The sequence below is a fragment of the Kerstersia similis genome (genome assembly GCF_965139615.1).
Classification (GTDB): Bacteria; Pseudomonadota; Gammaproteobacteria; order Burkholderiales; family Burkholderiaceae_B; genus Kerstersia; species Kerstersia similis.
Map to the genome: position 1 here is coordinate 24,720 of NZ_CBCSIQ010000014.1, position 23,113 is coordinate 47,832.

At 60.6% G+C, this 23,113-nt stretch carries 23 protein-coding genes; 14 read left to right on the forward strand and 9 right to left on the reverse strand.

Translation table 11 applies throughout. From position 1 onward, the window contains the following. Positions 1–75: 75 nt before the first annotated feature. Together paaZ and ACNA1V_RS10070 are read left to right on the forward strand one after the other, a co-directional pair. On the forward strand, positions 76–2,118 hold the full coding sequence (gene paaZ / locus ACNA1V_RS10065) for a phenylacetic acid degradation bifunctional protein PaaZ (protein ID WP_415833488.1): 2,043 nt from the start codon (positions 76–78) through the stop codon (positions 2,116–2,118). A gap of 14 nt (positions 2,119–2,132) precedes the next feature. Continuing rightward, complete coding sequence (locus tag ACNA1V_RS10070) at positions 2,133–2,756, forward strand: acyltransferase (RefSeq protein ID WP_415833489.1); 624 nt, start codon at positions 2,133–2,135, stop codon at positions 2,754–2,756. Between the two features lie 189 nt (positions 2,757–2,945). Here the strand turns inward: ACNA1V_RS10070 and ACNA1V_RS10075 are convergent, their stop codons facing one another. Then, positions 2,946–3,872 carry a LysR family transcriptional regulator gene (locus ACNA1V_RS10075; protein WP_415833490.1) on the reverse strand — a complete coding sequence of 309 codons (927 nt, stop codon included), beginning with the start codon at positions 3,870–3,872 and terminating at the stop codon, positions 2,946–2,948. A gap of 138 nt (positions 3,873–4,010) precedes the next feature. Here ACNA1V_RS10075 and ACNA1V_RS10080 point away from each other — a divergent pair, with 138 nt between their 5' ends. After that, positions 4,011–4,400 carry a RidA family protein gene (locus ACNA1V_RS10080; protein ID WP_415833491.1) on the forward strand — a complete coding sequence of 130 codons (390 nt, stop codon included), beginning with the start codon at positions 4,011–4,013 and terminating at the stop codon, positions 4,398–4,400. A 100-nt stretch (positions 4,401–4,500) separates the two neighbouring features. Here the strand turns inward: ACNA1V_RS10080 and ACNA1V_RS10085 are convergent, their stop codons facing one another. Then, positions 4,501–4,770, reverse strand: a complete 270-nt coding sequence (locus ACNA1V_RS10085; RefSeq protein ID WP_415833492.1) for a winged helix-turn-helix transcriptional regulator — start codon at positions 4,768–4,770, stop codon at positions 4,501–4,503. On the opposite strand from ACNA1V_RS10085, the gene ACNA1V_RS10090 reads away from it, so the two are divergent. After that, positions 4,769–5,650, forward strand: a complete 882-nt coding sequence (locus ACNA1V_RS10090) for an NmrA/HSCARG family protein (RefSeq protein WP_415833493.1) — start codon at positions 4,769–4,771, stop codon at positions 5,648–5,650. The genes ACNA1V_RS10085 and ACNA1V_RS10090 overlap by 2 nt on opposite strands. 85 nt (positions 5,651–5,735) lie before the next feature. Then, on the forward strand, positions 5,736–6,698 hold the full coding sequence (locus ACNA1V_RS10095; protein ID WP_415833494.1) for a quinone oxidoreductase family protein: 963 nt from the start codon (positions 5,736–5,738) through the stop codon (positions 6,696–6,698). Positions 6,699–6,866: 168 nt separating this feature from the next. Here the strand turns inward: ACNA1V_RS10095 and ACNA1V_RS10100 are convergent, their stop codons facing one another. Further along, entirely contained in the window at positions 6,867–7,808 is a 942-nt protein-coding gene (locus ACNA1V_RS10100) for an OmpA family protein (protein WP_415833495.1), read from the reverse strand. 359 nt (positions 7,809–8,167) lie between these two features. Here ACNA1V_RS10100 and ACNA1V_RS10105 point away from each other — a divergent pair, with 359 nt between their 5' ends. Next, the gene (locus tag ACNA1V_RS10105; RefSeq protein ID WP_415833496.1) at positions 8,168–9,235 is read left to right on the forward strand and encodes a linear amide C-N hydrolase; all 1,068 of its coding nucleotides are present in this window, start codon (positions 8,168–8,170) and stop codon (positions 9,233–9,235) included. 115 nt (positions 9,236–9,350) lie between these two features. Here ACNA1V_RS10105 and ACNA1V_RS10110 read toward each other — a convergent pair whose 3' ends face one another. After that, positions 9,351–9,650 (reverse strand): peptidylprolyl isomerase, encoded by a 300-nt coding sequence (locus ACNA1V_RS10110; protein WP_415833549.1) that lies wholly within the window; start codon positions 9,648–9,650, stop codon positions 9,351–9,353. Positions 9,651–10,114: 464 nt separating this feature from the next. Here ACNA1V_RS10110 and ACNA1V_RS10115 point away from each other — a divergent pair, with 464 nt between their 5' ends. From ACNA1V_RS10115 to ACNA1V_RS10140, 6 genes are all read left to right on the forward strand, one after another. Beyond that, positions 10,115–11,341, forward strand: a complete 1,227-nt coding sequence (locus ACNA1V_RS10115) for an acyl-CoA dehydrogenase family protein (protein ID WP_415833497.1) — start codon at positions 10,115–10,117, stop codon at positions 11,339–11,341. A gap of 28 nt (positions 11,342–11,369) precedes the next feature. Beyond that, entirely contained in the window at positions 11,370–11,942 is a 573-nt protein-coding gene (locus ACNA1V_RS10120) for a flavin reductase (protein WP_415833498.1), read from the forward strand. Between the two features lie 96 nt (positions 11,943–12,038). Beyond that, a complete protein-coding gene (locus tag ACNA1V_RS10125) occupies positions 12,039–13,175 on the forward strand; it encodes an ABC transporter substrate-binding protein (RefSeq protein WP_415833499.1) in 1,137 nt (378 codons plus the stop codon). A 177-nt stretch (positions 13,176–13,352) separates the two neighbouring features. Then, positions 13,353–14,387: a branched-chain amino acid ABC transporter permease gene (locus ACNA1V_RS10130; protein ID WP_415833500.1), complete on the forward strand. Its 1,035-nt coding sequence runs from the start codon at positions 13,353–13,355 to the stop codon at positions 14,385–14,387. Further along, positions 14,384–16,231 carry a branched-chain amino acid ABC transporter ATP-binding protein/permease gene (locus tag ACNA1V_RS10135; RefSeq protein ID WP_415833501.1) on the forward strand — a complete coding sequence of 616 codons (1,848 nt, stop codon included), beginning with the start codon at positions 14,384–14,386 and terminating at the stop codon, positions 16,229–16,231. Before ACNA1V_RS10130 ends, ACNA1V_RS10135 begins: the two co-directional genes overlap by 4 nt. Before the next feature lies 1 nt (position 16,232). Further along, a complete protein-coding gene (locus tag ACNA1V_RS10140) occupies positions 16,233–16,979 on the forward strand; it encodes an ABC transporter ATP-binding protein (RefSeq protein WP_415833502.1) in 747 nt (248 codons plus the stop codon). Positions 16,980–17,010: 31 nt separating this feature from the next. Here the strand turns inward: ACNA1V_RS10140 and ACNA1V_RS10145 are convergent, their stop codons facing one another. After that, positions 17,011–17,826 carry a DNA-binding transcriptional regulator gene (locus ACNA1V_RS10145; RefSeq protein ID WP_415833503.1) on the reverse strand — a complete coding sequence of 272 codons (816 nt, stop codon included), beginning with the start codon at positions 17,824–17,826 and terminating at the stop codon, positions 17,011–17,013. Between the two features lie 338 nt (positions 17,827–18,164). Here ACNA1V_RS10145 and ACNA1V_RS10150 point away from each other — a divergent pair, with 338 nt between their 5' ends. Then, a complete protein-coding gene (locus tag ACNA1V_RS10150; RefSeq protein ID WP_415833504.1) occupies positions 18,165–18,899 on the forward strand; it encodes a tyrosine-protein phosphatase in 735 nt (244 codons plus the stop codon). Positions 18,900–18,996: 97 nt separating this feature from the next. On the opposite strand, the gene ACNA1V_RS10155 is transcribed toward ACNA1V_RS10150, so the two are convergent. Further along, complete coding sequence (locus ACNA1V_RS10155) at positions 18,997–19,254, reverse strand: DUF2789 domain-containing protein (RefSeq protein WP_415833505.1); 258 nt, start codon at positions 19,252–19,254, stop codon at positions 18,997–18,999. A 272-nt stretch (positions 19,255–19,526) separates the two neighbouring features. Between ACNA1V_RS10155 and ACNA1V_RS10160 the strand changes: the two genes are divergently transcribed. Further along, complete coding sequence (locus tag ACNA1V_RS10160) at positions 19,527–19,883, forward strand: EF-hand domain-containing protein (protein WP_415833506.1); 357 nt, start codon at positions 19,527–19,529, stop codon at positions 19,881–19,883. 118 nt (positions 19,884–20,001) lie between these two features. Here the strand turns inward: ACNA1V_RS10160 and ACNA1V_RS10165 are convergent, their stop codons facing one another. The 3 genes from ACNA1V_RS10165 to fepB are packed head-to-tail and all read right to left on the reverse strand — an operon-like array spanning position 20,002 to position 23,049. Then, positions 20,002–21,075, reverse strand: a complete 1,074-nt coding sequence (locus ACNA1V_RS10165) for a FecCD family ABC transporter permease (protein ID WP_415833507.1) — start codon at positions 21,073–21,075, stop codon at positions 20,002–20,004. Further along, positions 21,072–22,094, reverse strand: a complete 1,023-nt coding sequence (locus ACNA1V_RS10170) for a FecCD family ABC transporter permease (protein WP_415833508.1) — start codon at positions 22,092–22,094, stop codon at positions 21,072–21,074. The genes ACNA1V_RS10165 and ACNA1V_RS10170 overlap by 4 nt, the downstream gene beginning before the upstream one ends. Further along, complete coding sequence (fepB, locus tag ACNA1V_RS10175; protein WP_415833509.1) at positions 22,084–23,049, reverse strand: Fe2+-enterobactin ABC transporter substrate-binding protein; 966 nt, start codon at positions 23,047–23,049, stop codon at positions 22,084–22,086. The genes ACNA1V_RS10170 and fepB overlap by 11 nt, the downstream gene beginning before the upstream one ends. Positions 23,050–23,113 lie beyond the last annotated feature (64 nt).

Here is a 23,113-nt window from a genome sequence, read left to right on the forward strand (position 1 = left end):
ATAGACACTGATTAGGCATGGGCAGCCGCAGGCTGCCTATGCTTTTCCTGTAACAGGATTAAGAAGGAAAGCTTCATGAGCACATCTACTCACTCTCCGCGTCGGCTGGAAAGCTATGTTTGCGGCAAGTGGACGGCCGGCACGGGCGCAGGCCAGACCCTGCGGGATGCCTCGACCGGCGAAGCGGTCGCCGTGATCGACGCTACCGGCCTGGACTACCAGGCCATCCTGACGCATGGCCGCGAGGCGGGCGGCGCGGCACTGCGCGCCATGACCTTCCACGAGCGCGCCAGCATGATCAAGGCCATCGGCCTGGCGCTGCTGGAAGTGAAGGAAGAACTCTATGCGCTTTCCTCGCGTACCGGCGCGACGCGCGTGGACAGTTGGGTCGATATCGAAGGCGGTATTGGCACCTTGCTGTCCTATGCCTCCAAGGGCCGTCGGGAATTGCCCAACACTCGCGTACTGGTCGATGGCACGGTAGAGCGTTTGTCCAAGGACGGCAGCTTCAGCGCGCAACATATTCTCTCGCCGCTGCAAGGTGTGGCGGTGCATATCAACGCGTTCAACTTCCCGTGCTGGGGCATGCTGGAAAAACTGGCCCCGACCTGGCTGGCAGGTATGCCGGCCATCGTCAAGCCGGCCAGCCAGACGGCCTATCTGACCGAGTTGATGGTACGCCGCATCCTGGATACGGGTCTGCTGCCCGAAGGCGCATTGCAACTGATTTGCGGCAGCACCGGCGATCTGCTGGACCATGTTGCCGGCCAGGACGTCGTGACGTTCACCGGTTCGGCGGCCACCGGGCACAAGCTCAAGACCGGCCGCGCCATCGTGGCCAATTCGGTGCGCTTCAACATGGAGGCCGACAGCCTGAATGCCTCCGTGCTGGGGACCGATGCCGGCCCGGATTCGGAAGAGTTCAAGCTGTTCGTGCGCGAAGTCGTCAACGAAATGACGACCAAGGCCGGGCAGAAGTGCACGGCCATCCGCCGCGTGATCGTGCCGCGCGCCCATACCGAAGCCGTGGTCGAGGCCTTGCGTGCCGCGCTGGCCAAGGTTGTGGTGGGCAACCCGACGACCGAAGGCGTTACCATGGGCCCGTTGGCCAGCCCCGATCAGCGCGTCGAGGTACAGGAACGCGTGCAGGAACTGCTGGCTGAGGCTCGCGTCGTCGTGGGTGACGCCGTACAGGCCGATACGGCGGGCAGCGCTTTCTATGCGCCGGTGGTGCTGCTGTGCGAACAACCGCTGGCCGCCCGCAAGGTGCATGAAGTCGAGGCGTTCGGGCCCGTCAGCACCATCATGCCGTATGACACGCTGGAAGAAGCCATCGAACTGGTGCGCCGTGGCCAGGGCAGCCTGGTGGCCTCGCTCTTTACCAACGATGCCGCCGTGGCCGAGACCGTGGTGCTGGGCATTGCCCCGTACCATGGCCGGGTCATGATCGGCAACCGCGCCAGCGCGCGCAGCTCCACCGGCCACGGTTCGCCCGTGCCTGGCGTGGTGCACGGCGGACCGGGCCGCGCGGGCGGCGGCGAGGAGCTGGGCGGCCTGCGCAGCGTCATGCATTACATGCAGCGCACCGGCGTGCAGGGTGCGCCGGCCTTGCTGGCTGCCGTGACCGGACGTTGGCTTGATGGCGCCCCGGCCCAGAATGACGGTCGTCATCCGTTCCGCAAGTCGCTGGCGGAACTGCAGATCGGCGATCAACTGGTGACGGCCAAGCGCACAGTCACGCTGGATGACATCGAGCACTTTGCCAATTTCACCGGCGACACCTTCTACGCGCACATGGATGAAGCGGCGGCCAAGGCCAATCCCTTCTTCGATGGCCGCGTCGCCCATGGCTATCTCATCGTGTCCTTCGCTGCCGGCTTGTTCGTGGACCCGGCGCCGGGCCCCGTCCTGGCAAACTATGGCGTGGACAACCTGCGTTTCCTGACGCCGGTGTATGCCGGCGATACGCTGGGCGTACGCCTGACCTGCAAGGAAATCAATCCTCGCAGCAGCGCCGAACACGGTGAAGTCCGCTGGGATTGCATCGTGACCAATCAGGATGGCAAGCTGGTTGCCCAGTATGACGTCCTGACCATGGTCGCCAAGACCTGGCAATAAGGCGGAACGCAGCCATGGCACAGATCTTTTCTTTTGATGGTGTCGTGCCGGTGGCGCACCCGAGCGCGTGGCTGCATCCGTCGGCCACGCTCATCGGTGACGTCATCATCGGCCCCGCCTGCTATGTTGGTCCGGGAGCGGTGTTGCGTGGCGATTTCGGCCGCATTGTGCTCGAGGCGGGCTCCAACATTCAGGATAACTGTGTCGCGCACAGTTTCCCGGATGCCGATGTCATCGTGGCGGAAGAAGGGCATATTGGCCATGGCGCTATCCTGCACGGTTGCACGGTAGGCCGTAACGCCATGGTGGGCATGAATGCCGTGGTGATGGACCGTGCCGTGGTGGGGGCCAATGCCATCGTGGGGGCCATGGCCTTCGTCAAGGCCGGCATGGAAATCCCGGAAGGCCACCTGGTCATGGGGTCGCCGGCACGGGTGGTGCGGGCACTGAGCGAACAGGAAATCGCCTGGAAGCGTGAGGGTACGCTGATCTATCAGCGCCTGGCCCTGGAAGCGCCGGACAGCATGGTGCAACTGGCCGAGCCGCTGGCCGAACCCGAAACCGGACGCCGGCGAGTACGATCGCCAGCGTATGACCCCTTGCTGATCGAGCGGCTGAAGCAAAAGCGGGGCGCTTGATCGCAATCGCCGGCAGGGCAGGCCATGGATGCGGGCATCGCCCCTGCCGTTGCTACATCACCTGCCTCATTCTCCGCCGTGATATCCGCATCACGGGTGTCGTGGGCATCGGACGACCGCGCAGCGTTTCGTTCTGCGCGGTCGGCGGCAGGGTGACTGACACCGCGCAGGGGACGCAGGAGGCCGGGGTTAGCGCTGATCCTGGTGGGAATGCGGGGCGTGCGGCTGCATCAATTCAATGATCCAATCAATAAAAACGCGCAGCTTGGCGCTGACATGGCGATTCGGTGGAAATGCCACGTAAAGCGGCATGGGATGAAAACGCCATTGTTCAAATAACGGAATCAGGGCGCCACAAGCCTGATGCGCTGCTGCCATATAGCTTGGCAGCGCAATCACGCCCAAGCCCGCTAAACCCGCTTCGAGGTAGGCATTGCCATCATCCACTGCCAGGACATAGCGGCTCTTGATTTCAATGGTTTCATGCTCACCGTGCAGTGTCAGGGGATGAACCCTGCCGGTGCGTGAGGACAGGAATCCCACGATGCGATGGTCGGTGTTTTCCAGCTCCCGTGGATGCGCAGGGGTGCCCAGGCGTGCCACATAACTCGGTGCGACATAGGCGCCGATCTGCAAATCGGCGACATGGCGTGCGATCAGGGAATGATCGCTGATTTCGCCACCGCGCAAGACGCAATCCACGTTGTCGCTGATCAGATCCACCACCCGGTCGCTCACGCCCATTTCGAATTGAATGTCAGGGTAGCGTGCATGGAAAGCCGGTAGCGCCGGCACCAGGACGAGGCGCGCCAGCGGACTGGGGACATCCACCCGTAGCCGTCCCCTGGGTGTAATCGCGGCATTGGACAGGCTGGTTTCCGCATCGTCCATGTCTGCCAAAAGACGGGTGACACGTTCGTAGTAGGCTGCACCATCGGCTGTGACACCGAGCTTGCGAGTGGTGCGATGGAGCAACCTGACACGCAGGCGCGCCTCCAACTGCTGAATGAGCTGCGTGACCGTTGTTCTGCTCATGTGAAGTGTCTGGGCTGCCTTGGTAAAGCTGCCTGCCTCCACCACACGAACAAAGGCCCGCATCGCATCGAAGCGATCCATTTCCTGACCTCTTTTTTCTCAGATTGTTTGGATTCTACAAACAATGATGAGCAAAGTTGCTTCTTTATCCACTCGATCCCGCACCTGTAAAGTTTCCGTGTTGATGGGGAGATTCCCCCCCATTGCAAAGGTGCAAACATGACAACACGTGCAGCGGTTTTCCCCCTGGGCCGACAGGCGCTCTATGAGCGCAATCGTTATTCGCCGGCCATCAAATCCAATGGCTTCCTATTTGTTTCCGGGCAAGTGGGTAGCCGCGAGGATGGTTCGCCTGAACCCGATCTGAAAATGCAGGTCAGGCTGGCATTCGAAAACCTTAATGCCGTTCTCACCGCTGCGGGCTGTACCTTCGGCGATGTGCTTGACGTCACTCTCTTTGTCGTCGATCCCGAGTCGAACCTCGAAGCCATCCTGAGCGTCTTGCCGGAATATTGGGGGGAAGCGCCTTACCCCACCTTGACCGGGATCGGGGTGACATGGCTGTACGGATTCCAGTTTGAGATCAAGGTCATTGCCAAGCTGCCCTAAGCATCGGGGCGTCGTGGAAGGGGGGCAGTGGCAGCACGGCCATTTCGTTTGGCGGTGCTCCTGGTGTCTGTCTCCGTCAGTCCTGCGGGGCAGCCAGGTATCAGCGCGGGTGGGTGTCGTATGTTTGGCGCGATGCTTCCACATGCGGAAGATTATCTTTGATCCACCGGTTGATATTCTCCAGCGCGTGCAGCAGGCTTTTGTCCAGTGCCGTGATTTCATACTCCGCGCGCGGAGGCACCTCGGGAAGATAGTGGCCCGCCACCAGGCCACCTCGCTCCAGGTTGCTCAGGTTCAAAAAAGTGCCGTCTCCCACAATCCAGGGATAGGGGAAAGAATACGGCATTCTCAATTTTTCGAGAGGAATCATGACTGAAATACCTCGCCCCATCCTGGTGTTCGGCGCCACTGGCCGCCAAGGCGGATCAGTGGCAAAAGCGTTGTTGAAGGCTCATTGGCCCGTTCGCGCTTTTGTGCAGGATCCCACCGAACCTGCGGCAATCGTGTTGCGTGACGCGGGCGCCGAACTCGTGCAAGGGGCATTGCAAGAGACAGAGGTCATCGCGTCGGCCATGGAGGATGTGCATGGCGTGTTCAGCGTCATGCCCGCCAACCTGTCGGCAGAAGAGGAAGTCCGTTATGGCACGCATGTTGCCGATCTGGCAGGAAAACACCGCATCGAGCATTTCATCTATTCCTCGGGCGCGAGTGCTGGCGACACATTGACAGGCGTCCCGCGCTTCGACGCCAAGCCTCGTATCGAGGCATACATCCGCGAACTGCCGCTCACGGCAACCATCATCCGCCCCATGATCTTCATGGAGATGCTCGTGCGACCTGGCTTGGGGCTGGATGAAGGACGGCTGGTTTCTCTGATCCACCGTGATCACTCGATCCAGCTCACTGCCGTGCAAGACATCGGGAAAATCGTTGCCGCCCTGTTCGCTGACAAGGCGCGGTTTGCCGGGAAAACCTTGAAAATCGCCAGTGATCGCGTGACGGGTCGGGAACTGGAGGCTGTGTTCTCGGAAGCCGCCAGCAGACCCATCACCTATGCCCGGTTCCCTGATGATGTGCTGGCTGCCCAGGCGGACCTGGCTCACATGGCTGCCAGCCTGCAAGACGGGCCTCTTGCCGAGCGTGTCGATTTCAATCTGATGCGAGAGCTCAATCCTGAACTGATCTCTTTGCGTTCATGGTTGATGGGCGCCGGGCGCGAGAAACTTGAGGAAGTGCTGTGCAAGCAGTAGGCATGGGTGGCTTGCACAGGAAGATGGGAAGAGGTGCCTGGATGGAATATCGCACCATGTCACGCCTCGCCGAGAGCAAGGAGCCATGATGAAAGCAGCCGTTTACGACGCAGCAGGCGCCCCCCAGGTTTTGCGATATGCCGACATTCCTGATCCGGCCATCGGGCCTGACGATGTCCTGATTGCGGTGGAGGCGATCTCGATTGAAGGGGGCGATCTCATCAACCGTCGTTTGATAACGCCGCCTCAGCCTTCCTGGGTCGTCGGCTACGCGGCAGCGGGCACGGTCGTGGCGATCGGCTCGAATGTCACGAGCCGCAGGGCTGGAGACCGGGTCGCGGCGTTTGACCTGAAAGGCTCGTATGCGGAGCGCTGGGCCGTGCCGGTGGGGCGAACATGGCGCATACCCGATGGGGTGGATGCGGCGTCAGCAGCGGTACTGCCGATCTCGTTCGGAACCGCGCATCACTGCCTTTTCGCGCGCGGTGCGCTCGTGTCTGGAGAAAGCGTTCTTATCCAGGCTGCTGCCGGCGGCGTGGGTCTGGCCGCCGTCCAGCTTGCCGCACAGGCAGGTGCCACGGTCATTGCCGTGACCAGTGGAACGCAGCGAAGCTGCCGGCTGCTTGAACTCGGTGCCAATCATGTGGTGGATCGCACGGCCCATGATGTCGTGGGTGCCGTCCGGCAGATGACGCATGGCCTTGGCGCCAAGCTTGTCGTCGATCCGGTGGGCACAACGCTTCAGGATTCCCTGGCTGCGTTGGCGCCCGAGGGCCGTCTGGTGTTCGTCGGCAATGCGGGTGGCGGCAACCTGACCGTCGATCTATGGCCAGCCATGCAGGCCAACCAGACACTTTCGGGGGTATTTATGGGGCCGCTTTTCGAGAGACCTGCTGTCCGGTCCAGCGTGGATGCACTGTTGCAGGCCGTCGCCGACGGACGCATCCGGGCCATCATCGACCGCACATTCCCGCTGTCGGAGGCGGCCGCGGCCCATGCCTATGCGGAAACAGCGAAACCGCTGGGCCGCATTGTCATGATCCCGTGAGGCCTGTTTGCCTTCTGCACCGAGCAGGGCGAAAGCCTGTGCCTCATCGGAAACGGGAATGGCCTTGCGGCTTGCTTGCCAGACAAGCCGCGGTAGCCGTTGACTGCGACATCCATACAGGCGGCGTTTTCTGGAGCGTGATGCTCGGTTTGCCCGGCCGCCACGGCTTTATTGCTGTGCGTTGCCTTGTATCAGCACTACGCGCCGGTTCAGCGCGCGGTTGGCCGCGCTGTCATTGGCGACCCGGGGCTGGGTGGCGCCGCGCCCGACGGCCTGAAGCCGCGCCGGTGCAATGCCCAGGGTACCCAGCAGGGCAACGACCGTTTCAGCGCGCCGTTGCGAGAGCGCCTGATTATGCGCTGCGCTGCCTGTATCGTCCGTATGGCCTTCGATCGTCAATGTCAGGCCGGGCTGTTCGCGCAGCAGTTTGCCGATTTCCAGGGCCAGCAAGGCGCCTGCCGGGGTCAGCGAAGCCTGATCGGTATCGAACAGAATATCCAGCGTAGCCCGGCCTTGCCGGGCCAGCGCCTGCCCCAGCTGCGCGGCATCGACTGCTGATACGGCCAGCGGCTCCAGCGCAGCGGTTTCCAGAATCGTCATGACGCCGCTCTCTTCGTCCAGCGAGGAAAACTGAATCCAGACTTCCGAGCCGGGGCGGCGAATCACATAGGTTTGCACATGGTCAGGGACGAGCAGTGAATAGCCATATTGCTTGTCCAGCAGTTCGGCCTTGCCGACCCGTTCGCGCTCTTCGCTGGCGACCTTGCCGTCGTGTACCTTCACGCCGCCCAGTGCGGTAATGGCTCGTTCGTAGCTGGCTTCGAGCTGGGCCTGATTGAAGCGCCCCGGCGAATGGCGGGCCTTTTCCAGCGTGGTCTTGAAGGTTTTGCCTTCCTGGCGGTACAGCTTGCCGTTAACGGCAAAGTACTCGCGGCCGAAATCACTGATGGCCTGCGGGGGGATGCCTTCGTGGAAATGGTAGGAATAACCCGTGGGCGCATTCAGAAACGGGAAACTCCCCAGTGCATGTTGGCTGACGGGGATCTGCTCAATGGCGACGGGCGCCGTGCTGTCGGGGGCGGCCAGGCTGGTCAGGGGTAAAACGGCCATGGCGATAGCCAGGCTCAGCGCGGCCAGCGGCGCGCGAGGCGAAAGACTACCGGACGCCCGGGCAGGGAATCGTTGTGGGGTCAGAGGCATGTGGCGCATGGAACTGGCACGGAAAGAAAGGGCGGGTTCATGTAAATGGCGTCAGCCAGCGCGGCATGAGCAAGATGCGTTGACCTGGCCCGGCATTCTAGCGGGCTTCCTGCTTAAGCAGATGTCAGAGTTGTGAAGGTGTCTGGCGCGGGAGAGCCGGGCGGCTGCAACGGAATGTTTCGACTGGTTCCTGCATGCTGCGGGCATAATGGTGAAAAGATGCCGGCACGCATGGCCGGTATGGGATTCATGTCACAGGAGGAACACTCATGAAATTCTCCAAGCAAGGCCTGGCTGCCACTTTGGCAGCGGCTTTCCTGGCGGTGGGCGTGGCAGCGGCGCCGGACGCCGACGCTTGCACGCGTGTGGTTTATCACGGTATCGACGGGCAGATCGTGACGGCCCGTTCCATGGACTGGAAAACCGACGTTGCGACGAACCTGTGGGTCTTCCCCCGGGGCATGGAACGGACTGGCGAAGCCGGGCCGAATTCGCTGAAATGGACATCCAAGTACGGCAGCGTGATCGCTTCCGGCTATGACATTTCCACGACGGACGGCCTGAATGAAGCGGGCCTGTCGGCCAGCGTCCTGTGGCTGGTGGAATCTGAATACCCGACACTCGGGGGCGACAAGCCGGGGCTGACGATCGCAGCCTGGGCGCAATACGTGCTGGATAACTTCGCGACGGTCGAAGAGGCCGTCAAGGTATTGGAATCCGAGCCCTTTACCCTGGTGACGGACAACGTGCCGGGTGAAGACCGCCTGGCGACCCTGCATCTGTCGATGTCCGATGCCAGCGGTGACAGCGCCATTGTCGAATACATTGACGGCCAACAGGTCATTCACCATAGCCGTGCCTATCAGGTCATGACCAATTCGCCGACCTTTGAAAAACAATTGGCGATGAACGAATACTGGCAGCAGATCGGTGGCACCAGCATGCTGCCCGGCACCAACCGTGCCTCGGATCGTTTCGCCCGTGCCTCGTTCTACATCAATGCCGTTCCCAAGACCAGCGATCAGCGTGAAACCATCGCCAGTGTCTTCAGCGTGATCCGAAATGTATCGGTGCCCTATGGCTTGACCACCCCGGACCAGCCCAATATCTCGTCCACGCGCTGGCGCACGGTGGCCGACCAGAAACGCCTGCAGTACTACTTTGAATCCGCGCTGACGCCTAATACCTTCTGGGTGGATTTGAAAGCGCTGGATTTCTCGGAAAAGAGCGGCAAGGTTCTCAAGCTTGATCTGGGGCCGGATCAGAAGAATATTTTCTTCGGCGAAGCCAATGCGAACTTCAAGGAAAGCAAACCTTTCCGTTTCCTGGGCATTTGATTTTCCGCCCGCGCGGCACCCGGCACTGATCGGTGCGGGGGCTGCATGAAAAAGCGTCTCGAGCCAAATGGCCCGAGACGCTTTTATCCTTGCGGCGCAGGGCGCAGGGACCGGCTTACTGGCGGCTGGTCACTTCCACCAGGTGGTAGCCGAACTGCGTACGCACAGGGCCTTGCACCACATTGACCGGGGCGCTGAACACCACGCGATCGAATTCCGGCACCATTTGGCCCGGGCCGAAAGTACCCAGGTTGCCGCCATCGCGGCTGGACGGGCAGCTGGAGTGCTCGCGGGCCACCTGGGCGAAATCGGCGCCGTTTTCGATGGCGGCCTTCAGCTCATTGCACTTGGCTTCCGAGTCCACGAGGATGTGGCGGGCGCTGGCTTGGGTCATGTGTCTTCCTTTTTCAAATATCCGGGAACGAAAGCGGGAGCATAACGCATGTCTCTGCTCATCGCGCCTATCCGGCAACGGTCATGCTGGTGATGGGGGCTGCCGGTGGAGTGAGTCTTGTCTGTTCGCGTACAAGGATGGAGTGCACTGAGTGCACGTAGGTGCAATTAAGTTTCAGGCCTATCTGGCCGGTTCCTACAATTCATTCACATAAATCAGGCATCTCTACAGGATGTCCGATACATAGAACCGGACAGGGAGACAGACATGATGGCCCCATTCATTTCGCACGGATAGCTACCGTGCTGGTGCGCTGCCGCAGCAGCGCATTACCCGACAAACCCCCCCCGAAGTTTCCAGTACCTGCTGCGCCGCTATCGACGCAGCCGGCCGGATGCTGCGCGCCTGGCGTGGGCCTGCTTGCCGGTTCTCCTGTTTTTGATGAGAGGCGGCGACCCCATGCGTTGCCACAAGGATGACATGCTATGAGTATCCCGAATATCGCCGCCCAGGCGAATCCAACAGAAGATGAAATTGTCGCGCGTGCCCAAGCGCTGATTCCCATGCTGCGTGCAAAGGCAGATGCGGTGGAAAAGGCGCGCATGGTGCCCGATGACACCATTGCAGCCTTTCAGGAGGCGGGTTTCTTCCGGATATTGCAGCCGCGACGTTGGGGCGGTTATGAAATGCAGCCCAACGTGTTGAACCGGGTGCTGATGGAGCTGGCGCGTGGATGCCCGTCCAGTGCCTGGAACGTCATGGTGCTGGGGGTGCATCCTTTCGAGGTCGGCCTGCTGGACTCACGTTGTGGTGATGAACTGTGGGGCCAGGACAATACCCGTCTGGTGTCTTCGTCCTACGCACCCTTTGGCACGGTGAAGGCCGTGGCGGGTGGCTATGTTCTCAATGGTGATTGGTTGACGTCCAGCGGTTGTGATCACGCTGCAGGCGGGGCATTTCTTGGCGGTCGGGTCGAGGAAAACGGGGAGACCGTATTCCGGTCTTTCTGGGTGCAGCGCAGCGACTTCACGATTGTGGACGATTGGCATGTCGTGGGTCTGGCGGGGACAGGCAGCAAAAAATTGGTGGTACGTGAGGTTTTCGTTCCGGATTATCGCAGCCATGTCATCGGTGCCTATGGCGAGGCGACACATGGTCATGTCGAAAATCTCTACAAAATGCCGTTTTTCTACGTGTTCTACGCGGCAGTCTCGTCCGTCATCATCGGCATGGCCAAAGGGATGGCGGATATGTATATCGAGCACATGGTGCCGCGCCAGAACATCAATCAGGCAGTGGGGTCTGCCGTCAAGGATCCCTTCATCAAGGGCAGGCTAGGCGAAGCTGCAGCGAAGATATTGGGCGCAGAGGCGCGTGTGCTGCATAACACCAGTGAAGCCTGGCGCTATGCCAGCCGGGGCGAACTGGTGCCGCTGGACGTCCGTGTACGCCATTTCTCTACCAACCAGTTCACCGGCGGAGAATGTTTTGATGCTGCCCACATGATTTTCAAGAAAACGGCAACGCGTGGCGTGTGGCTGAGCAGTCCTATGCAGCGCCAGATGCGTGACATCCTGGTGGGCGCCAATCACATTACGCAGAATCAGGACAACATTGGTGAACTGCTCGGGGGCGTCATGCTTGGGGTACCGCTACCTCCCGTCAATCCCTTTGGCTACAAGCCAGCACCTGCATCCGTGCAGGCTGCGTGAATCCATGTCTTTGGCCAGAGAGAGTCTTATGGGCAAGCACGATGCAGTTCTGCCAGCGCTCAGTTCCTTGCAGGAATGGACACCCCGCGACACCCTGGCAGCTTTGCCGCTGGTGAATGCCGATGCGCATCGTGGCGGCATGCGGCATGTTGCAGCGGCAGTGACCGTGATTACGGCAGGAGTTGGCGACACGCGTGCCGGCTTCACTGCGACGGCGGTTTGTTCGGTCACGGCTGAACCACCTCGCCTGGTGGTTTTCGCAAACAAGAATGTCTATGCCAGCACGACCATCCTGACGCAGGGCGCCTTATGCGTGAATGTGCTGGCGGCGCACCAGGAAGAGCTTGCGCGGGCGTTCGCCGGTATGTTGCCCGGCGTGCAGGGGGAGGCGCGCTTTCGTTACGGCCAGTGGGATGGCGGGCTTAGCGGAGCGCCGGTATTGGCTGGCGCCAAGGCCAGCTTTGATTGCAGGGTGGTCAAGGTGTTCGATGAGAGCACTCACTATGCCTTTCTCTGCGAAGTCCTGGCGACGCGTGAGGACAGCGCTGGGGATGCCTTGCTGTACATGGGTGGACGGTTTCGCCGGTTGGCCGACGACTAGGCGCTTGCAGGACGTAAACCGGTTTTCAGGAGTTGCGACCGCTCCAGGCTGTCATTTGGGTCGTTTCATTTCAAGAAAAACACGAGGAGACCAACCATGATTTTTCGCAAACTGATGGTTGCCGGCACGCTTGTCGCGATCCTGCCGGCGCCGGTAATGGCAGATATCAATATCGGGGTGATTGCATCGTTGACGGGGCCGGCCGCTGCGCTGGGGGCTGATACCCGCCGTGCCCTGGCGCTGTTTCCCGAACGTATCGGGGATGAGAAGGTGAACTTCATCCTGCTGGATGACGCGACCGATCCGACCAACGCCGTGAAGAATGCACGCAAGCTGATCAGTGAGGATCGTATAGATGCCTTGCTGGGGCCAAACTTGATCAGCAATGCCATTGCGATCGCGGACATTGCCAACACGGCGCAGACACCGATGGTGTCCGTGGCACCGTTGAATGTCGAGGGTGACGGACGCCGATATGTGTTCCGTAGCGAGCCCTCCGCCGACATCATGGTGCAACGTATCGTGCGCGATATGCAGGCGCGTGGCGCCAAAACTGTGGGTTTTATCGGCTTCGCCGATTCCTGGGGCGATCTGCTTTGGAATGCGCTGCAAACCCAGACAGAAGGAAAGTTGGACATTGTGGCGTCCGAGCGTTTTGGACGCGCTGATGCCAGTGTGCAAGCACAGGTGCTCAAGTTGTTGGCGGCCAAACCGGATGTTGTGTTCGTAGGGGCCTCGGGCACACCAGCGGTGATGCCGCAGATTACGCTGCGGCAACGTGGCTACAAAGGGCCGATCTATCAGTCGCATGGCGTGACCAGCAAGGATTTCCTGCGTGTCGGCGGTAAAGCCGTGGAAGGGGCGCTGATACCGGTAGGACCGGTGCTGGTGGCAGAGCAATTGCCTGATGGGCATCCGAACAAGACCGTTGCGACAGCCTTTGTGCAGGCATTGGAAGGGCGGCATGGCCCGGATAGCCGTTCTACCTTCGCAGGCGCCTCGTGGGATGCCTGGTTGTTGTTGCAGGATGCCATTCTGGCTGCGCAGCGACAGCAGATCCGTCCTGGTACGCCTGAATTTCGCAATGCTTTGCGTGACAACCTGGAACAAACCGATGGCCTGGTGGGCACGAACGGGGTGTACCGGATGAGTGCCGCCGATCATGCGGGCTATGACCCTGAAGCCGTGGTGTTGATTACGGTTGAAGACAATCGCTGGAAACTCGTGCCATAGGCAGGGCTCCGGCCACCGGTGGCGGTGGCCGGGATGTGTCGTCGGGGACGGCCGGCAGTGCTGGAAACGCAAGGGCGATGGGCCGGGGCTGGCTGTTTCTTGCGGAATCGTGAAATGGCAATCGCTCAGGCGCTGGGCACGAAATGATGGCCTTGCCTGGCAGGGGAGTTCGGTTTGATGGATGCACAGATATTTGCGTTGCTGGCACAGGATGGCCTGACCAGCGGCGCCATCTATGCGCTGCTGGCACTGGCCATGGTGCTGGTGTATGCAGTGACGCGCGTGATTTTTATTCCACAAGGAGAGTTCCTTGTGTGGGGCGCTCTGACGATGGCGGCGCTGGAAATGGGGCAGTACCCCGGTACTGTCTGGCTTTTGTTTGGCGCAGGAGGGCTGGCGCTGGGGGCGGATCTGATGGTGATGAGTCAACTCAATCGCGCCCAGCGTTTGCGTTCGGTTCTGTTGAATCTCGTCTATCCGCTGGTCTTGGCGCTGCTGCTATGGCTGTTGCCGCGACAGGCTTTGCCCTTGGCGCTCAAGTTGTGTTTGACGCTGGCGATTGTCGTGCCCATGGGGCCGATGTTGTATCGCATTGCCTTTCAGCCTGTAGCGCAGGCGCCCGTGCTGGTATTGCTGATTATTGCCGTTGCCCTGCATTTGGCCATGGTCGGCCTGGGGCTGTTGATATTCGGGCCGGAGGGATCGCGTACTGCGCCCTTCAGCGACAGGAATTTTGAATGGGGGCTGATGCTGGTCAGCGGACACACGCTGGTGGTACTGGCGGTGACGGCATTGCTGATGGCAGCGCTGTACCTCTATTTTGGACGCACGTTGGGGGGCAAGGCGTTGCGGGCCACGGCCATCAGTCGCAATGGTGCGCGTCTGATGGGAATTTCCCCTGTTCGCGCCGGTCGCCAGACGTTTTTTCTGGCGGCGTTGATCGGCACCCTGTCGGGCACCTTGATTGGTCCGTTGACGACGATTTACTACGACAGCGGTTTCCTGATCGGCCTGAAGGGATTCGTGGCGGCCATTATCGGAGGGCTTTCCAGCTATCCCCTGGCTGCCATCGGCGCATTGCTGGTGGGGTTGCTGGAGTCTTTCGCTTCCTTTTGGGCCAGCGCTTTCAAGGATGTCATTGTGTTCACACTCATTATTCCAGTGCTGCTGTGGCGTTCTATCAATGCTCATCACATGGAGGAGGATGAATGAGTGCCTCGACTGAAAACGCGGTAACTGTTGTGGGGACACCGGAACCTGCGCGCGGATTGTCCGGCTGTGTGGTGCTGGGTGTTTTCTTGCTGTGCGTTCTGTTGGCGCCCCTGATCTTGTCGGAGTTCTCCGTCACCTTGCTCAACTATGTCGGCTTGGCCGCATTGGTGGCATTGGGGTTGGTACTGCTGACAGGAGTGGGCGGACTGACCTCCTTCGGACAGGCGGCTTTTGTCGGTCTGGGCGCTTATACGACGGCCTATCTCACGACCAGTCAGGCCTTGCCACACTGGCTGGCGTTTGCTGGCGGGTCGCCCTGGCTTGCCTTGTTGATCGGTTGGCTGCTGACGGCATTGATTGCCATCTTGCTGGGTTCGGTCACTTTGCGGTTGTCTGGGCATTATTTGCCGCTGGGGACCTTGGCCTGGGGCATCAGCCTGTACTTCCTGTTTGGCAACATGGAGTTTCTTGGCGGGCATTCCGGCATTTCCAATCTTCCGGCGATAGAAATATTCGGCCATGCGCTGTCGGACAACCGGGAGTACTACTACTTGGTCTGGCTGGTATTGCTGGTGGCGATTTTTACCACCCGTAATCTGCTGGACTCCCGCGAAGGGCGGGCGATCCGGGCACTCAAGGGAGGCATCGTCATGGCGGAATCCATGGGGGTGGATACCGCCAGGGCTCGCATGGTGATTTTTGTCATCGCCGCTTTGCATGCGAGCACGGCGGGCTGGCTGTATGCCCATTTGCAGCGCTTTGTGAATCCGACGCCGTTCAATGTGAATGTCGGGATCGAGTACCTGTTTATGGCTGTTATCGGGGGCGCGTCGCAGGTATGGGGAGCGTTGGTGGGTGCGGGAGTCATTACGCTGCTCAAGCAATGGCTGCAGGACATTCTTCCGCGTTTGTTCGGCTCGGCCGGCAATTATGAAATTATCGTGTTTGGTGTGCTGATGATTGTGCTGCTGCATCGTGCACGCCAGGGGCTATGGCCGATCCTGGAACGTCTGGTGCCGGTCCGTCGCAAACCGCGGCGGATAGATGCCGGTGCTTTGCCTTTGCCCCGTCGTCGTCAGCCGCCCGCAGGCGAGCGGATTCTGGAGGCGCGCAATGTTACGCGCAGATTTGGCGGCCTGATAGCAAACAACAATATGAGCCTGCATGTGCATGCGGGGGAAATCCTGGCACTGATCGGGCCGAACGGGGCGGGCAAGAGCACCATGTTCAATCAGTTGTCGGGCGTGGATACGCCGACCTCTGGCGAAGTACATTTCATGGGCAAGTCAGTCACGGGATGCAGTGCACGTGAAATCGCGGCGTTGGGCATGAGCCGGACATTCCAGCATGTGCGTCTGTTGCCTGGCATGACTGTGCTGGAAAACGTCGCGATCGGTACGCACAGGCGGGGTCGTGGTGGCGTATTACCCGCAGCCTGGCATCTTGAGCGCACCGAGGAGTCGCGTTTGCTGCGTGAGGCGGCGGTGCAACTGGAACGTGTCGGGTTGGGCGAGGACATGCATGCTGATGCTGGCAGCCTGTCGTTGGGGCAGCAGCGCATATTGGAAATTGCACGAGCCCTTTGCACGGATCCTTGCTTGTTGTTGCTCGATGAGCCGGCGGCCGGCTTGCGTCTTCAGGAAAAGCAGGCCTTGGCGGCGCTATTGCGGCGACTCAAGGCGGAGGGCATGGCTATCTTGATCGTCGAACATGATATGGATTTCGTGATGAACCTGGTCGATCGCGTCGTGGTGATGGAGTTCGGCGAAAAAATCGCGGAAGGTCTGCCGGCTGAAGTCCAGACCGATCCCGCTGTGCTGGAAGCCTATCTCGGAGGGGTATGACATGGCCGATATTCTTGCAGTCGATAACTTGTGCGTGGACTATGGCAAGGTGCGTGCCGTCACGGATTTGTGCCTGCGCATACCCGAACGCAGTATCGTGACTCTGATCGGGCCGAATGGTGCAGGCAAGACGACGAGCCTATCGGCCATCATGGGCTTGCTGCCGAGCAGCGGCTACGTTCGCTTCGATGGCAATGAGGATTCCGGTGCACAGGTCGAAAACAGGGTGGCTCAGGGTATGGGGCTGGTACCCGAGACGCGGGAGCTGTTTGGCAGCATGAGTATCGAGGATAACCTACTGCTGGGTTCGTATCAGCGTCAGCGCACAGGCCATCGCGATCATGCGCAAACCATGAGCGAAGTGTATGCGCTGTTTCCGCGATTGGCGCAGCGCCGTCAGCAGATGGCAGGGACGCTTTCCGGAGGTGAACGTCAGATGCTGGCCTTGGGGCGGGCGCTCATGGCCAGGCCGCGCTTGCTGATGCTTGACGAGCCCAGTCTGGGATTGGCACCTCTGATTGTCCGCGAGATATTCCGGATCATTGCGCAACTGCGTGAACGAGGCGTGTCCGTGCTGCTGGTGGAGCAGAATGCCCGGGCCGCCTTGCAGGTTGCAGATTATGCCTATGTGCTGGAAAACGGCAGAATCGGGCTGGAAGGCCCGGCGGAAGCGCTGCGTCATGATGCGCGCATTATCGAAAGTTATCTCGGTCTGGCCAGCAGGCATCAGGAAATGCTGGCCAGTTAGCGTCGGTCCAAGGCGCTGATGTTTGCAGGTTTCAGCGCAGTGCGTCTTGTCCGCGAGCGGTCAACTGGCTTTCGATATCGGTGACAGCTTCCTGCAATGCGGGCAATAGCCGTTGTACCGCTTCGTGGGTTGTCATGGCCTTTTTCGTATAAATAATGTTGAGACAACCCAGCACCCGCCCTGCGTGTTGTATGGGCAATGCGATGGCACTCATGCGGGCCTGGTCATTCCAATCTCCATCATTGGAGCCAAAACCTTGCTCTCGGGTCTTGTTTAATAGCTGCGCTACCAGTTTTCGGTCGCGGGCTAAAGGCGCTTGTTCATCATTGCAATGAATCAATAATTGCAAAATTTCTTCGCGTTCTTCTTCCGGACACGCACTGATATAGGCACGACCTGCCGCAGTGAAAAGAATCGGCATGCGTTGGCGCAGCATGGAACGATGAAAGGATAGCGGACTGAAACGGTGCGTGGTTTCGCGGACAATCATGCTGTCACCATCCAGTGTGCTGAGATCTGACGGCCAGACAGCGCGGTGCAGCAGTTTCCCCAGAACAGGATTGGCGATTTCCGAAACCCATTCATCATCGGTAAAGCCGTCGCTCAGTTGACGGACTTTCTGATTCAGGCGGTAGCTTTCATCAGAAGGGCTGCGGCGTATATATCCTTCATGTTGAAGCGTTTCCAACATGCGTTTGACAGTCGTTCGATGCAGGCTGGTGGCACGGCTTAATTCCGTAATAGTGGACCAGCCATTTTCAGAAAAATTAATGGCGCGCAATAGAGCGAGCCCGCGTCGCAGACTCTCATTGAGTTTATAGGTAGAGGGGGTGCCGGTTTTTTTCAAACCGCTGTCTCCAAAATTTTATATTTATATTTCTTTTCATTTTAATTGGATGTGACAGGTGAAGCAATTGATTGATTGCCAGATTGATCCAGGGGGCTTGCAATAAATTTATGTGTACAGACGTTCACTGGCGAGTGAATGGTTTACCTGGTGAATATTTTGTTCATTTTTGCAGAGGCTGAATTGGAAGTACTGGTATGGCGGCTGGCCGCCGAATGAGCCAGGGCCATTTTTTCTATTGCGGGAAAGCGGAATCCGTCCGCAATTCCCAGGGATGCGCCAGTATCCTCAAGAGCCGGGCGACTGTGTTACCTTCTTCTTTTTCTCTGGGTGGCTTTGTGGATAATCTTCGTGATGTCGCTGGCGTGGATGCTGCCAGTACCTATGTGGCTGCGGGCGGGCATCGCTTGCGCCGTGGCGTGTTCTATCGTTCCAATGTGCTGGCGCCGGCGGATGGCAAGATCGACCAGCTCAATGGCCTGGGCCTGCGCGCAGTCTATGATTTGCGTACGCCCGCGGAAGTGGCGCGTCAGCCTGACCAGCTGCCGGCAGGCGCTGCTTACGTGCAGATCAATATCCTCGATGAGGATCAGGTAACGTTCGGTACCTTGTCCTCCGCCGCAGAGACCGTGGCAGCCATGGAGAATTTGCAACGGCAGATGGTGACGCAGGCCGGCATGCGCAAGCGGTTGGGCGAATTGTTCACCGCCCTGGCCGAGGGCGAGGATGCGCAGCTGTATCACTGTACCGGTGGCAAGGACAGGACGGGCTGGGTGACGGCCTTGCTGCAATTGCAGGCCGGGGTCGCGCAGGAGGATGTGATGCATGATTACCTGCTGACCAATCAGCGCATGACGGCATTCATCGAGCAGAATTATGCAGCAGTGGCCGAGCAGTACGGTAAGGCCGCAGCGGAAGCCATCTTGCCCGCCTTGAGCGTGCGCGAGAGTTTCCTGCAGGCCGGGCTGGATCAGCTGCGACAGGATTTCGGTACGGTGGCCGGCTATCTGGGGCGCGGTATCGGGTTGGATGACGCCACGCAGGATCGTCTGCGTACCCGCATGCTGGCTTGAAGCCGACAGCGCAGGTGTTTTGAACGCCAAGGGGCGGGCCGTTTGTACGGCCCGCCCCTTGGCGTTGATGGGCTCAGGATTGCCTGGCCGACGGGAATTACAGCCCGGTCTGGCGCTTGATGGAGTCTTCGTGCAGCGATTCGTTCAGCTGGTCGATGATGATGGCCCAGTCGCCATCCGACTTGTATTGTTCCGACAGGAACTGGCGCTGGCCTTCGTTCCAGAAGGGGGCATCGACCAGATGCTTGCTGGAGGGCAGTTGATGTTTGCCGATGAAGTCGGCAATGGCCGGTTCGCTGGCATCCAGGCCCAGTTGTAGAAACAGGTTGGTCATGCGTGGCGTAACGGTTTTCATGGCGGGCTCCTTGGGACAGCCGGTAAGGGAGCCGGGTACGTGGCGGCAGGGCCGCTGGCGCCGGCAGGAAGTTGTTATCCGGACTATAGCTGGTTTACGGCCTGTCGGCGGGGCGGACACCACCCGCCCGCTGCCCTTGGGGTTCGGTAAAACAATGAAACCGTTGCATGGCGTGGCTGTGCTAATGTGTCCAGGTACCCGATCTATGATCGGAAACGTGCCGGGCAGGTCCGGCAGCGTTGGCAGGCATGTTCAATGAGGAGGACTATCCTATGAAGCGTATCGTCTTGAGTTCCCTGGCAGGCGTGTTGTTGCTGGCCGGTATGTCGGCCCAGGCGCAGCCCGCGACGCCAGGCCTGAAGTTGTCGCCGGAACAGATGCAGCAGCTCGATAAGGACAAAAGCGGGGATGTCAGCCGGCAGGAGTATCAGGAGTTCATGGAGGCATCTTTCACGCGACTGGATGCCAATAAGAATGGCGTGCTGGAACGCGCCGAATTGCCTGCCAGCGTGACGGACGAGCAGTTTGCTGTGATGGATGTCAATCGTGATGGCAAAGTGACCCGTGCCGAATTCATGAATCAGGTCATGGCCGATTACGACGAAGCGGCGCGTCAGGCAGCGAAATAGGCGTTCGGTGTTCCGATTGCCTTGATGATCAGGGCCTGCCCTTGCCGGGGCAGGCCCTGTCTGTTTGGCTGAACCCGCCTGCTGCCTTGGACGCGGCGGGGGGCTGGCCGGCAGGGGCTCAGACCTGTCGCGAGCGCGTCAGCAGCCAGAGCAGATAAATACCGCCGACGATGCCTGTCATCCGTCCGATAGGAATGGTCATGGCCAGGGGGACATGCTGGATCAGCAGGTCGGCGATGACCAGCAGCAGCGCGCCCATGGCGGCGGCGCTGATGACGGGCAGGTGGCGGGCGCGTGTCAGCCGTTGCGCGAGCTGGGGCGCGGCCAGGGCGACAAATGCGATCGGGCCGGCCGCACCGGTGGCCAGCGCGGCCAGAATGACGGCATAGGCAATCATGAACAGGCGCGTGCGTTCGACCCGTATGCCCAGCTGGCAGGCCAGGTCGTCACCCATTTCCGTCATGTGCAGGGTGCGGGCCGACCAGAGAATGGGCGGGATCAGGACCAGCGTGCCTATCATGACGGGCAGCACATGCTGCCAGGTGCGGGCATCGAGCGAGCCTGCGAGCCAGAGGTTGGCCATGATGGCGTTATCGAGCTTGCCCTTGACCAGCATCAGGCCATTGAGCGCATTGAAAATGGCACCCACGCCGATGCCTACCAGCACCAGCCGGTAGCCGCCGACGGCGCCATTGCGGACCGACAGCAGATAGACGATGACTGCCGTGACCATGCCGCCTATCACGGCGGACAGGGCGACAGCCAGGCTGCCCTGGTCAAAGACGATGATCTGCATCAGCGCGCCTGTGGCCGCGCCGGTAGTGAAACCGATCACATCCGGTGAACCCAGGGCGTTGCGGGACACCGACTGGAAGACGGCGCCGGAAATGCCGAGCGCTGCACCGGCGAAAATGGCGGTCAGGACACGTGGCAGACGGATGTTCAGGACGATGCGTTCACCGATGCCGCCGTCGCCATGGCCCAGTAGAATATTCACGACCTGCCCCAGCGACAGGGAGATGCGGCCGCTGCTGATGGCAAAGGCGGCGCAGGCGAGGGTCAGCAGCAGCAACAGGCAGGTGATGGCAATGAGCCTGGGCTGCAGAATGAAAGAAGCGCGGCCAGGCCGCCAGACCGGGGTGCTGAGGGTGCTGCGGGACGGCGCAGCAGCGGAGGAGGCGTGAGCATTCATAGCTGAGCGATCTTGCGCCGGCGCACCAGCGCCACAAAGAAGGGGCCACCGATCAATGCGATCATGATGCCGACGCTGACTTCGCCAGGCGGCGCGATCAGACGCCCCAGGATATCGGCTGCCAGTATCAGGATGGCGGAAAACAACATGGCGTAGGGCAGCAGCCAGCGGTGATCGGGCCCGATGACAAAGCGCGCCAGATGGGGAGCAGTCAGGCCGATGAAGCTGATGGGGCCGACAGCGGCCGTCGCCGCGCCGGCCAGAACGATGACGGCAGCCGAAGACAGAATCCAGATGCGTCCGGTGGCTGCGCCCAGGGCATGGCTGAGGTCATGGCCCAGGGCGGCAATGTCCAGCGATTTGCCCAGGGTCATGGCAATGCCCAGGCCCAGGATGATCAGCAGCGCCGTGGGCGCCAGAATGCCGTAGCCCCGGCCTTGCAGGGAGCCGGCGGCCCAGTGGCGGAACTGGTTGAAGGCTTCATCCGTGCTGTTGACGGTGATGATCTGGGTGATGGCCATCAGCACGAAGGTCAGGGCCGCGCCGGCGAGCACCAGGCGCACCGGGTTGACGCCGTGGCGCACACCGCCCAGCAAATAGACGGCGGCGCCAGCCAGGGCAGCGCCCAGCAGGCCGAACCACATATAGACGGAGATATCTTCGATGCCCAGCACGGCGATGCACAGCGCAATGGCGGCGGCGGCGCCTGAGTTCACGCCGAGGATGCCAGGGTCGGCCAGCGGGTTGCGGGTGAGCGCCTGCATGATGACGCCGGCCACACCCAGCGCGCAGCCGGTCAGAATGGCCAGCAAGGTACGCGGAATGCGCAGATGCAGCATGATGAGCTGATCGTTCTGGCTGGGGTCCAGATGGAAGACGGCATCCCAGGCCAGGCCGGGCGAGAGCATCTGCGTGCCGACGGACAGGCTCGCGACGCAGCACAGCAGCAGCACGACGCCGCCCAGCAGCAGCCCGTTGCGCCTTTGGCGCTGGCGCAGAAAGTGCCTGTTACTTGGCAAACCGTTTCACCATGTCGTTGACGATTTCCGTGGCGCTGTAATAGTCGATGCGGAAGGAGTTCGCACCCAGCCCGTACACCTGGCCGGACTTGACCGAGGGGAGATTGGCCAGCACCGGGTCTTTCAGGAAGGCATCGCGGCGCTCATCGCCGACGCGCAGCAGGAAGGTGGTTTCCGCCTTGAGCTGGGGCAGTTTTTCGTAGGGCGCCCAGATGAAATCATGGTTGACGTCGGCATTGCTTTGCCAGGCGGGGTCGGGGGCTTCGATGTCGAAGCCCAGCGCTTGCAGCAGCCTGCCGTGGGCGCCAGTGCGGGTTCCGAGCGGGTTTTCCATGACGGCGCCGTTGTAGCTGATGATATTGGCCTGCCCGGCCGGCAGTTGGATTTTGTCGCGTGCCTGGGCCACCAGGGCATCGAAGTCGGCGATCCTGGCTTCGGCCTCGGTTTCCAGGCCGGTGGCTTCCGCCAGCTGACGGGCCAGTTCCTGCCAGGAACGGCGGCCGTAGTCGAGCACGATGGTGGGGGCGATCTGGCGCAGGCTGGCGATATGTTCCAGCGCCGAATCGGCGCCGCTGGTTGCGACGACAATCAGGTCGGGCGCATAGGCATAGGCAGCCTCCAGATCCACGCGCCCGGCCGGCCAGGCCTGTTCGAGTTTGCGGGATTCGGCGACCTTGGCCCATTGTTCAAAGAACTTTCCATTCGCTGCGGTCGCGCTGGCTACGACCGGGGCATCTATGGCCAGCAGTGTGCCGGTGATGGTGGGCGAGGTCGAAAGAATGCGCTTGGGGGGAGCCGGAATATGCGTGATACTGCCGTCGGCGTTCTTGAATTCGCGGGGCCAGCCTTGTGCCGCGCTGGCCGCCGGGGTTTCCGCCAGGGCGGGCCGGGCCAGCAGCATGAGCAAGGCCATCAGCATGAGGCCGTACGCGGCAAGGGATCTCGTCGTGCGCATTGATACTCCGGACAGGGTGTCGGTCAGCCTGCCGGACGGCAGGCGCTTGCAGTATCTATAATTG